8 protein-coding genes are annotated in these 10,180 nt (G+C 68.7%); 5 read left to right on the top strand and 3 right to left on the bottom strand.

The window, feature by feature from the left end:
* Window positions 1–124 precede the first annotated feature (124 nt).
* Window positions 125–3,592: an AfsR/SARP family transcriptional regulator gene (locus DPM12_RS07735; protein WP_158542815.1), complete on the top strand. Its 3,468-nt coding sequence runs from the start codon at window positions 125–127 to the stop codon at window positions 3,590–3,592.
* A 95-nt stretch (window positions 3,593–3,687) separates the two neighbouring features.
* Here DPM12_RS07735 and DPM12_RS07730 read toward each other — a convergent pair whose 3' ends face one another.
* Together DPM12_RS07730 and DPM12_RS07725 are read right to left on the bottom strand one after the other, a co-directional pair.
* Window positions 3,688–4,524, bottom strand: a complete 837-nt coding sequence (locus tag DPM12_RS07730) for an ABC transporter permease (protein ID WP_211658604.1) — start codon at window positions 4,522–4,524, stop codon at window positions 3,688–3,690.
* The gene (locus DPM12_RS07725; protein WP_112257702.1) at window positions 4,521–5,504 is read right to left on the bottom strand and encodes an ATP-binding cassette domain-containing protein; all 984 of its coding nucleotides are present in this window, start codon (window positions 5,502–5,504) and stop codon (window positions 4,521–4,523) included. Before DPM12_RS07725 ends, DPM12_RS07730 begins: the two co-directional genes overlap by 4 nt.
* Window positions 5,505–5,729: 225 nt before the next feature.
* Here DPM12_RS07725 and DPM12_RS07720 point away from each other — a divergent pair, with 225 nt between their 5' ends.
* The 4 genes from DPM12_RS07720 (at window position 5,730) to DPM12_RS07705 (ending at window position 8,306) form a co-directional block, all read left to right on the top strand.
* The gene (locus DPM12_RS07720; RefSeq protein WP_112257701.1) at window positions 5,730–6,011 is read left to right on the top strand and encodes a hypothetical protein; all 282 of its coding nucleotides are present in this window, start codon (window positions 5,730–5,732) and stop codon (window positions 6,009–6,011) included.
* Between the two features lie 120 nt (window positions 6,012–6,131).
* Entirely contained in the window at window positions 6,132–7,322 is a 1,191-nt protein-coding gene (gene ftsY, locus DPM12_RS07715) for a signal recognition particle-docking protein FtsY (RefSeq protein WP_112257700.1), read from the top strand.
* A gap of 169 nt (window positions 7,323–7,491) precedes the next feature.
* On the top strand, window positions 7,492–7,698 hold the full coding sequence (locus tag DPM12_RS07710) for a CsbD family protein (RefSeq protein ID WP_112257699.1): 207 nt from the start codon (window positions 7,492–7,494) through the stop codon (window positions 7,696–7,698).
* Window positions 7,698–8,306 (top strand): HhH-GDP family DNA glycosylase, encoded by a 609-nt coding sequence (locus DPM12_RS07705; protein WP_112257698.1) that lies wholly within the window; start codon window positions 7,698–7,700, stop codon window positions 8,304–8,306. Before DPM12_RS07710 ends, DPM12_RS07705 begins: the two co-directional genes overlap by 1 nt.
* Before the next feature lie 69 nt (window positions 8,307–8,375).
* Here DPM12_RS07705 and DPM12_RS07700 read toward each other — a convergent pair whose 3' ends face one another.
* Window positions 8,376–10,103 carry a thiamine pyrophosphate-binding protein gene (locus DPM12_RS07700; protein WP_112257697.1) on the bottom strand — a complete coding sequence of 576 codons (1,728 nt, stop codon included), beginning with the start codon at window positions 10,101–10,103 and terminating at the stop codon, window positions 8,376–8,378.
* Between the last annotated feature and the right edge of the window lie 77 nt (window positions 10,104–10,180).

Below are 10,180 nucleotides of genomic sequence, written 5' to 3'. Positions count from 1 at the left end.
GACGCCATCAACGCCCACCTCCACCACTAAGCATGAACGTTGCAAGCACCGCTTGAGCCCGCCTATGTGGTCGACTCATGCACATGATCACGGGAATGGGGCGGTGGCGTGTAAAGCTGGTGGAGTGCGCATCGGAATTCTTGGCCCGTTGCAGGTGTGGGATGGCCACGGACGGTCGGCCGAGATCGCCGGAGGCCGGCCTCGAGCCCTCCTTGCCCGGCTGGCGCTGGAACCGGGGCGAGTGGTCACCGTAGACACGCTGGTTGACGCGCTCTGGGAGGCCAGCCCGCCTGCCGGTGCGACGAACGCCCTGCAGTCGATCGTGTCGCGGCTGCGCCGATCCCTGCGCGACGGGTTCCCGACGTCCGCGCCGTCCGCAGGGCCGGGAAACGCCTCCGCCGCGACTCCCATCGTCGTCGAGTCTCACCCCGCCGGATATCTCCTGGCGCTGGACGAGGACGACGTCGACGCGCACCGGTTCGAACGGCTCGTGTCGGAGGGTCGCGAGGCGCTGCGGCATGGCGACGCCACGGCAGCACACGCACGTCTCACGCAGGCGCTGGAGTTGTGGCGGGGACCGGTCCTCGCCGATCTCGGGCAGGCGCCGTTCGCCGTTCCGGCGGCCAGCCGGCTGGACGAGCTGCGACTGTCAGCGGCCGAGGACCGCCACGAGGCGGCCCTCGAACTCGGCCGCCACGCTGACGTGGTGGGCGAGCTCGAGGCGCTCGCCAGCACGTATCCGCTGCGGGAGCGGATCTGCGGGTTGCTGATCAGGGCGTTGGCAGGTTCGGGCCGGCAGGCCGAAGCCCTGACCGTCTATGAGCGGACCCGGCAGCAGCTTGCTGACGAGCTGGGGATCGACCCGTCGCGGGAACTGCGGGAGATCCACCTCGCCGCGTTGCGGGGCGAGCTCGCCGATACGCGCTCGACACGCGCAGCCGGGGCGACGGCTGCTGCCCCGGAGTCGGCTGCCCCGCCGATGAGCGATACGGCCCCGGATCCGGGCACTGGCCTGACGAGCGGGCTCACGGCGCCGGGTACACCGTCGGCGGCGCACACGTCGCCGCCGGCGTCGCCCGGCCTGCCGTCACCGCAGCCCGTCGGCTCGAACCTGCCGTCACGACGGACCAGCTTCGTCGGCCGGGACAGCGACATCGAGGACCTGGTCGACGCCGTCGAGGAGGCCCGGCTCGTCACCTTGCACGGCCCGGGAGGTGCCGGCAAGACGAGGCTGGCCATCGAGTCTGCACAGCGGCTGGTGGGGAGCAGATCTCCGGTCTGTGTCGATGGCGTCTGGTTCGTCGAGCTCGCCTCCGTCGGCGACGCCCTGGACGTCGCACCTGCGGTCTTGACCGTGCTCGGGCTCGGTGAGTCGGTATCCGGCGGCGTCGACGGAATCCGGGATCGGTTCCCGCTGGCACGTGACGCGCTGGCGCGGCTCATCGAGGCGCTCGCTACCAAACGTGCGGTCCTGGTTCTGGACAACTGCGAACATCTCGTCGCGGCCGTCGCCGAATTCGTCGACGCGCTCCTCGGCGCGTGCCATCAGCTGCGTGTGGTCACGACGAGCCGGGAAGCCCTGAGCATCGATGGTGAGCAACTGCACCCGGTGGGTCCGTTGGCGCTGCCGTGCGAGGACGAATCGCCCACTCCGGAAGAGGCCGCCACCTACGCGGCGATCCGGCTCTTCGCCGACCGCGCCGCCGCAGTCCGCCCGGACTTCGAGCTGGACGGGAACACCGTGGCGCCCGTCGTCGAGACGTGTCGCCGGCTCGACGGCATGCCCCTGGCGATCGAGCTCGCGGCGGCGCGGGTGCGCGCGCTGTCCCCGGCGCAGATCGCGGCCCGTCTCGACGACCGCTTCCGGCTCCTGACCAACGGTGGCCGCATGGCGCTGGCTCGCCAGCAGACCCTGCGTGCGGTGGTCGAGTGGAGCTGGGAGCTGCTGGAGAAGCCGGAACGGATCCTCCTTCGCCGGATGGCCGTCTTCTCCGGGGGTGCCTCGCTGGACGCCGTGGAGCAGGTGTGCGGCGGTGACGAGCTGGAGGTGCGCGACGTGCTCGACACGGTCGCGTCGCTCATCGACAAGTCGCTCGTGGAAGCGTGCCCATGCGACGTTCCCGACGGTGACGTGCGCTACCGGTTGCTGGAGACGGTGCGGGCCTATGCCGGGGAGCAGCTGGTCGACGCCGGCGAGGAGGAGCAGATCGCTGCGGCGCACGGCCGGTACTTCCGGGACCTGGCCGAACGTGCCGAACCGTTCTTGCGCCGCCGGGAGCAGGTCGCCTGGATGGTCCGCCTGGGCGCCGACTACGACAACATCCTCGGCGCATTGCGCCGGGCCATACAGGATGCCGACACCGAGCTGGCAGTGCGCATCGCGTCCGTCCTCGGCTATTACTGGATGTCGCGCGGTGGCCGCCAGGAAGGCGGCCCGTGGCTGTGGGAAACCCTGTCCCTGCCCGATCCGAATCCGCTGGCCCGGCGTGCACTAGTGCACTTCTACGTGGCCATCAACTGCTTCGGGGAGGGGACGAGGACGGACCTCGGCATCCGCGAGCTCGCGCGCGCTCGCATGGTCTGCCGGCGTACGGAGCCCGAGAAAGACTTCCCGTTCCACACGCTCGTCGACGCGATATGGGCCGCACTCGTCGACGGACGACGGCAGGCGCGAGGTGCGTTGACGGCTGCGACACGGAGTCCGGACCCGTGGATTCGCGGTATGGGGCATTGCCTGAGCATGCTCGTGACCAGCGGGGAAGGGGATATCAAGAGTCGCGATCACCATACGGATGCCGCGATGGCCGAGTTCATGGACATCGGAGACCGGCTGGGCATCTCATTCATGCTCGGGACGCGCGCCAACTCGCTTGCCCAGCGTGGTGATCATGCCGGGGCCATGCGCGCCCTGCAAGAGGCGCTGCGCTTGATGTGCGAGCTCGGCACGATGGACGATGCGCCATCGGTGCTGGCCAGTTTGAGCCGGCAGCAGACCGAGCTCGGTGATCACGCGGCGGCCCGGCGTTCGAGCGACTTCGCGATGAGCGAGGCGTACCGCTTGGGGACGCCGGAAGCCCGCGCGATGGCTCATGTCAGCAGGGGCTGGCTGGCATATCGGGAAGGTGATCTCGACGCGGCGCGCGCGGAGCTGCACCAGGCCCGATCGTCGCTCTACGGCCATGAGCCCTCGGAACCGTTGGTGGCGGCGGATCAAGCCCATGTGGAGATCGCGGCCGGTGACCTCGATGCGGCAGCGGCGCTGTTGGACGAGGCATTCGCCTTGAGCTTCGCGGGATCGTCGGGCGTGCACTGGGGCGACATGCCGGACCTGCCGAACATGGCCACGCTGGCGGATGTCCGGGCCTCGCTGGCCGCTTCCCGTCACGAGTACGCGGAGACCGCCCGGTTGCTGGGTATCAGCGCGTCGTTGCGCGGCATGACCGACCTGGGCAGTGCCGAACGTGCCGAAGCCGAGCGCAAGGCCCGGCAGGCGCTGGGTGATGAGGGCTTCGAGGAGGTGTACGCGCACGGCACCGGCATGAGCCGCGACGAGGCGCTGGCCCACCTGCGCCTCCCTCTCACCTCCCGCTGACCACCCCCACCAACCATCCCCACCAACCCGTGATCATGAACACTAGCCGCCCATAGGCCGACTAGTGTTCATGATCAGCGGGTCTGGGGGCCGGGTTAGAGGCGGCGCTTGAAGACCAAGACCGACAGGGGCGCGAACACGGCGACGATCACCGCGGCCGCTACCAGCGTCTGGCCGATCGCGGCGCCGTCGGGATTGGTCAGTAGCAGGCTGCGTACCGCGTCGGCGATGGTGGAGACCGGGTTCGCGTCGACCACCGTTTGCAGCCAGTCGGGAAGCGTGTCCACGGGGACAAAAACGTTGCTCACGAAGGTCACGGGAAAGAGCACCGTCATCCCGTAAATCTGCACGCGTTCCGGATCCTTGGCGATGAGGCCGACCACGACGCTCACCCAGGAGAAGGCCAGGGCGAATACGAGGAGCAAGGCGACGGCACCGAGCAAGCCGGTCACACCATTGCCGAGCCGGAAGCCCAGGATCATCCCGACGGCCAGCACCAGAACGATCGACCACGCCTGCTTGACCTGATCGGCGAGGATACGTCCCGCGAGCGGGGACCATCGCGCGATGGGAAGCGAACGAAGCCGGTCGAACACGCCCTTCGTCAGATCGGTGTTGAGTCCCTGGCCGACGTAGAGCGTCACGAACAGCATGTTCATCACGATCATGCCCGGCAGCATGTACGTGAGGTAGCTCTGCCAGTCGCCGGCGATGGCGCCGCCGAACATGAACGTGAACATCAGGACGAACATGATCGGCTGGATGCTGAAGTCACCGAGTTCCCACGGGTTGTGCCGCACCTGGACGACGGTCCGCCAGGCCAGCGTGAAGCTCTGCCGGATTCCGGTCGTCAAGCCCACCCGTGGTTCGAGCTCGCGGTGTTCGGGTTCCACATCCGGTTCGGACGGGGCTACGGTCATCGTCGTGGTCATGCGGGTATCCCTTCGGCGTATTGGGCGTCGTCGTGCTCGGCGGGCTCGCCGGTCAGGGACAGGAAGACCTCGTCGAGGCTCGACTTGCGCAGGGTCAGTTCGGTGACGACGACACCGGCGTCGTCGAGACGGCGTACGACGGTGGGCAGCACGGCCGGGTCCGAGAGCGGCGCGGTGACCAGCTGACCGTCGACGTCGGGAGCCGTCCGGGCAAGCTCACCGACCACCGATACGACCGTGCCCAGCATCGCGGGATCCTGAGGCCGCACGGCGAGCAGCTGCGTTCCGGTCGTGGCCTTGAGCTGCTCCGGAGATCCGTTGGCGATCACCCGCCCCTTGTCGATCACCGCGATCTCGTCGGCGAGCTCGTCGGCCTCTTCCAGGTACTGGGTGGTGAGCAGCACGGTGACACCGCGCTCGACGAGGCTGCGAATGAGCGCCCACAACTCTGCCCGCGCCCGGGGATCGAGCCCGGTGGTCGGCTCGTCGAGGTAGAGCATCCGGGGCCGGCCGACCAGGCTCGCCGCGAGGTCCAGGCGCCTGCGCATCCCGCCGGAGTAGGTTTCGGTGGCGCGGTTGCCAGCGTTGGTGAGGCTGAAGTCGGCCAGCAACTGCCGGGCCCGCTGCTTGGATTCTGCCCGGCTCAGTCCCAGCAGCCGGCCGATGAGCAGGAGGTTCTCGGCGCCGGTCAGCTTCTCGTCGACGGCGGCGTACTGCCCGGTCAGGCCGATGAGCTGGCGTACCTGGTGAGCTTGGCGTAGCACGTCGTAGCCGCCGACAGTGGCGTGTCCGGCGTCGGGTTTGAGCAGGGTACCGAGGATGCGAACGGCGGTGGTCTTTCCGGCGCCGTTCGGGCCCAGCACACCCAGGACGGTGCCGGTCGGCACGGCGAGATCGACCCCGTCCAGGGCCGTCGTTTCGCCGAAGTGCTTGACCAGCCCTTCAGCTTTGATGGCGAGATCGGAAGGGTCGGATGGCATATCAGGCTCCTCGCGGTTCGGCTGTTCCCGTTTCGGTCGTCAGGTCTCGATAGAACTCATCCTGATGGGTATCGCTGTCAGTGCACGCACACGGCGCTGACAGCACGCTGTTACCCGCGTGTGACACGCCGGTGGTGCGGTCGCGAATTCCGGAAAACCCGAAACGTGCGTAAACTGTAGGGACTCATGTGATTCATGTGACCAATGTGATGCAAGGGGGTTCACATGACCGCGATTGCCGTCGCCATGCTGGTGAGCGTGCTGGTCGCCAGTAGCGTTCTGATCGTTGCCGGGATGGCGCACGAGACGAGCCGCTCATCGCGCGGTCGCCGATGGATCCGACGGAACCGATCATTCCTGCGTGCCCGTGCCGATGCGAGCCGGATCGCAGCCGGTCGCGGCATGTGCCGCGTGCGGCGTGGTGTGGCGGCACGGCTGGAACGGCCGACGCCGGCATTACGGGCGGAGGAACTGCGTGAGCCATCGACAGCCACCATGTCGACCTGAGGCCGCGGCACCGGATGACCTCCATGTGAGCTTGTCGCCCGTCGGGGACGAATGAAGACCCGCCCGCCCGGTACGGGCGCCGGTTCAGCGGCGTCGTGATCCGTGGGAGGATAGACAGCCGTGGAGTACGTGGTCATAGGTGTGGTTGTCACTGTCCTGCTCGTCGGCGTCGCCGTCTTCCTGGTCGTCCCTGGACGGCGGCAGGATCAGTCGGAAACCGATACGACGGGGCGGCCAGGTGTCGACCACTCGCCGGGTGTCGACGACGACACCACGCCGCCCGTCGAGCAGCGCCGCCGTTCGGTCTCGGATGTGCCGCTCCCCGATACCGACATCGACGACGCCGTTCTCGACGAGATGGTCTCCGTGCCGGTCGAGCGGCCCGAGCCCGCCGAGGGCCGGCTGGTCCGGCTGCGAAGCCGGCTGGCCAAGTCCCAGTCCACCCTTGGCCGTGGACTGCTGTCGTTGCTGTCGCGCGATCGGCTTGACGACGACACGTGGGAGGAGATCGAGGACACCCTGCTCTCCGCCGATCTGGGAGTGGAACCCACCCAGGAGCTCGTTGAGCGCCTGCGTACGCGTGCGCGGGTGGAAAGCCTGGCCGACGCGGAACAGGCGCGCAGCATCCTGCGTGAGGAGTTGGTCGCGCTCGTCGGCGCCGACATGGACCGGCGGGTCCGAACCGATCGGCATGTCTCCGAGAACCGCCCGGCCGTGGTGCTCGTGGTCGGAGTCAACGGCACCGGGAAGACGACGACGGTCGGCAAGCTCGCGCGGGTCCTCGTCGCCGAGGATCGCGACGTCGTGCTGGCGGCCGCGGACACGTTCCGGGCGGCCGCGGTCGACCAGCTGACCACGTGGGGGGAACGAGTCGGGGTGCCGACGGTGCGAGGGGACGAGGGCGCCGATCCCGCCAGCGTCGCCTTCGACGCGGTCAAGACCGGCATCGAATCGGAAGCCGATGTCGTGCTCGTGGACACGGCCGGGCGCCTGCAGACCAAGGCCAATCTCATGGACGAGCTCGGCAAGATCAAGCGCGTAATCGAGCGGCACGGCCCTGTGGATGAGGTGCTCCTGGTGCTCGACGCCACGACGGGACAGAACGGGATGGCCCAGGCCCGGGTGTTCGGCGAGGTCGTAGACGTGACCGGCATCGTGTTGACCAAGCTCGACGGCACCGCGAAAGGGGGAATCGTCGTCGCGGTCCAGCGCGAGCTCGGCGTTCCGGTCAAGATGGTGGGTCTGGGTGAGGGCGCCGACGACCTCGCGCCGTTCGACGCGGAAGAGTTCGTCGACGGCCTCCTCGAGTGACGTACGCGTTCATCCACCTGTTCCGGCCTTACCGGCGCCCGTCGCCGGCGGGTGCCATGACATCCGTTCTCGGCGTCACGTGACCCGGGCGTCGTGTAACCCGGCCCGACGTGGGTATCAGCATGGTCGCCAGTGAAGAGAAATCCGAGGCGATATGGAGGATACCCTGATGACGGATGAGGACAAGATGAAGCACAAGGCCGAGGAAGCTGCCGGCAAGGCCAAGGAGAAGGCCGGTGAGGTCGCCGACAACGAGCAGGCGCAGGCCGAGGGCATGACCGAACAGACCAAGGCCAAGTTGAAGAAGGCCGGAGAGAAGGCCAAGGAAGCCGCCGAGGAAGCCAAGGGCGCGTTCAAACGTGACGACTCGAGGTAATGAGCTCGACGGATGAACAGGTGGCGGCGGTTCTGCACCGCCACGGGCAGACCTTCGCCGAGCAGGCGGGGATCACCCTGGCGAACAAGCCGTCGCCGCTGTATCGCCTACTCGTCCTGTCGTTGCTGCTCTCTGCCCGGATCAGTGCGGACATCGCGGTCGCCGCTGCGCGCGAACTCTCCGCGTCGGGGTATCGCACACCACAGGCGATGCTCGACGCTAGCTGGCAAGACCGCGTTGACGCTCTGGGGCGGGGGCACTACCGGCGGTACGACGAACGCACCGCGACGATGCTGGGAGACGGTGCACAGCTGTTAGTCGACCGCTACGGCGGCGACCTGCGCCGGTTACACGACGGCGCCGACGGCGTGCCCGGGCTGGAGCGCAAACTCCAGGAATTTCCCGGAATCGGGCCCACGGGTGCGGCCATCTTCTGTCGCGAGGTCCAAGGTGTCTGGCCCGACGTGGCGCCGTACGTGGACAAGCGCGCCCTGCAGGGCGCGGAGAAGGCGGGCCTTCCCACCTCGGCGGACGAGCTGGCCGCACTCGTGTCCACAGCCGACCTTCCCCGGCTGATGGCGGCCTGCGTGCGCGCTGCGCGCGCCTGACCGTCCCTGCAACTGTGCGGGTACGGGGCCGGTCACATAGCTGGTCGCGGTGGTGTCGTCGTGAGCCGGTCAATGGCCGCGGAACGCCTCCTCAAGCCACCACGCGCCACGTGGGGACGCCACCTTCGCGTCGAGGAGCAACGGCTGCCGGGGCGGCCCTTCCAGCCAGGTGCGGACGGATTCGAGGTCGGCCCGGTGCCGAACCGTCGCCGCCTGCCAGCCGTATCCCGCCGCGACAGCGGCGATATCCGTCTCCGGAAAGGTGATCGTGTCCAACGGCTCCCCGCCGGCGAAGTGATGAACCTCGGCGCCGTACGCGTCGTCGTTGTAAACGATGGCGAGCATGGGCAGGCCCAGGCGGTGCACCGTCTCGAACTCCGCGGCCGCCATGAGGGCGCCACCGTCACCCAGCGCGGCGACGGGCAACCGGTCGGGCTGGGCAAGCGCGGCCCCGATGGCCGTGGCGAGCCCGAGGCCCACGGACTGGAATGCCTGCGTGAAGCAGAAGCCGTACTCGTCGGGCACGGCCAGATACATGCTCGGATAGCCCATGAAGTTCCCGGAGTCCACGGAGACCACCCGCTGCGCGGGGAGCAGGTCGTCCAGGGCGATCGTCAGCGTGCGCGGGTCGATGCGGGCGTTCTCTGCGCTGCCGCTGCTCCAGTCCTCGTACGGGACATCGCGCCAGCGCAATCCCTGCTGCAGGCGGTGCTGGACGTCCTCGCTGCGGTAGCCGCGGGTGACGTCCGAACGGTCCCACAACTGCCGCGCCGTTGCCTCGGCGATCCGGGCGGCGTCGCCGACGAGCCGGTGACCGACCGGGTGGTGCCGGCCGATGGCGCCGGGATCGATATCGACCTGCGCCACGGCCGTATCCGGGCCGAACAGGGTGCCGTGCCGCGTCGTCCACATGTTCAACGAGCAGCCGAACGCGGCGATGACGTCGGCGTCGCTCACGAGTTCCGCCACGGTCGGGGTGGCGAAACCGCCGGAGACGTCGAGCGACCATGGGCTGCCCGCGAACATTCCTCTGGCGACGGCAGAGGTGGCGAGAAGCGCGCCGCAGGCTTCGGCGAGGTCGAGCAACTCGGCGCGCGCATGCCGGGCTCCGCGCCCCGCGATGATCACCGGACGCTGAGCCGCGGCCAAGAGGTCGGCCAGCGCCGTGACATCGGGCGGGCTCGCTGCGGACTCGCTCGACGTCGGCGATCCGGCGCGAGCGGCGGACGTGGTTGTCACTGCGGCCGATACATTCGCGCCGTGGCCGTGGCCGTGGCCGTGGCCGTGGCCGTCGCCGAGCTCGTCGGCGCCGGGCGCCGGGGCATTCTGAACGTCGAGCGGAAGATTGAGTACGACGGTCCGGTGCTGGTCACGGGCGAGTTCGTAGGCGTGAATGGCGTCGGCCACCGCCGTCTCCGGTGATCCGAGCCGGAGGCTGTGCGCGCCGACGGCGGTGGCCAGGGAGTGCTGGTCGACGAAGAAGTTGGACTGCCGATTCGTCGCCTCCGCCGCCAGGATCAGGAGCGGAGTGCGGCTCTTGGCGGCCTCGGTGATGCCGGTCATCGCATTGGTCAGGCCGCATCCCTGGTGAAGCGTCACCGCCGCGACCTGGCCGCTCATGCGGGCATAGGCATCGGCCATGGTCGTCGCGCCGCACTCGTGCCGGGCGGCCACGTAGCGAGCCCCGGAGGCCACGAGGGCGTTGGTGACGTGGAAGTTCCCGCTGCCGACCACCCCGAAGACCCGGGTGAGGCCCAGCTCTGCCAGGCTCTGACCGATCGATTCCGCGACGTTCATGGCTCGATCCTCCCACCGAGATCTGGAGCGTCCCCTCAGCTCCCCTCTACCGGCTGATCATGAACACTTTGCGCTCT

Origin of the sequence: Phytoactinopolyspora halophila (genome assembly GCF_003287285.1) — a bacterium.
Classification (GTDB): Bacteria; Actinomycetota; Actinomycetes; order Jiangellales; family Jiangellaceae; genus Phytoactinopolyspora_A; species Phytoactinopolyspora_A halophila.
Note: the sequence above shows the minus strand (reverse complement) of the source record. Positions and strands in the feature narration are given on the sequence as shown.

Excerpts from the sequence above, each read along its gene's own strand:
- DPM12_RS07730 (WP_211658604.1), bottom strand. The coding sequence starts at position 4,524 with ATGACCACGACGATGACCGTAGCCCCGTCCGAACCGGATGTGGAACCC.
- DPM12_RS07725 (WP_112257702.1), bottom strand. The coding sequence starts at position 5,504 with ATGCCATCCGACCCTTCCGATCTCGCCATCAAAGCTGAAGGGCTGGTC.
- DPM12_RS07720 (WP_112257701.1), top strand. The coding sequence starts at position 5,730 with ATGACCGCGATTGCCGTCGCCATGCTGGTGAGCGTGCTGGTCGCCAGT.
- DPM12_RS07710 (WP_112257699.1), top strand. The coding sequence starts at position 7,492 with ATGACGGATGAGGACAAGATGAAGCACAAGGCCGAGGAAGCTGCCGGC.
- DPM12_RS07705 (WP_112257698.1), top strand. The coding sequence starts at position 7,698 with ATGAGCTCGACGGATGAACAGGTGGCGGCGGTTCTGCACCGCCACGGG.
- DPM12_RS07700 (WP_112257697.1), bottom strand. The coding sequence starts at position 10,103 with ATGAACGTCGCGGAATCGATCGGTCAGAGCCTGGCAGAGCTGGGCCTC.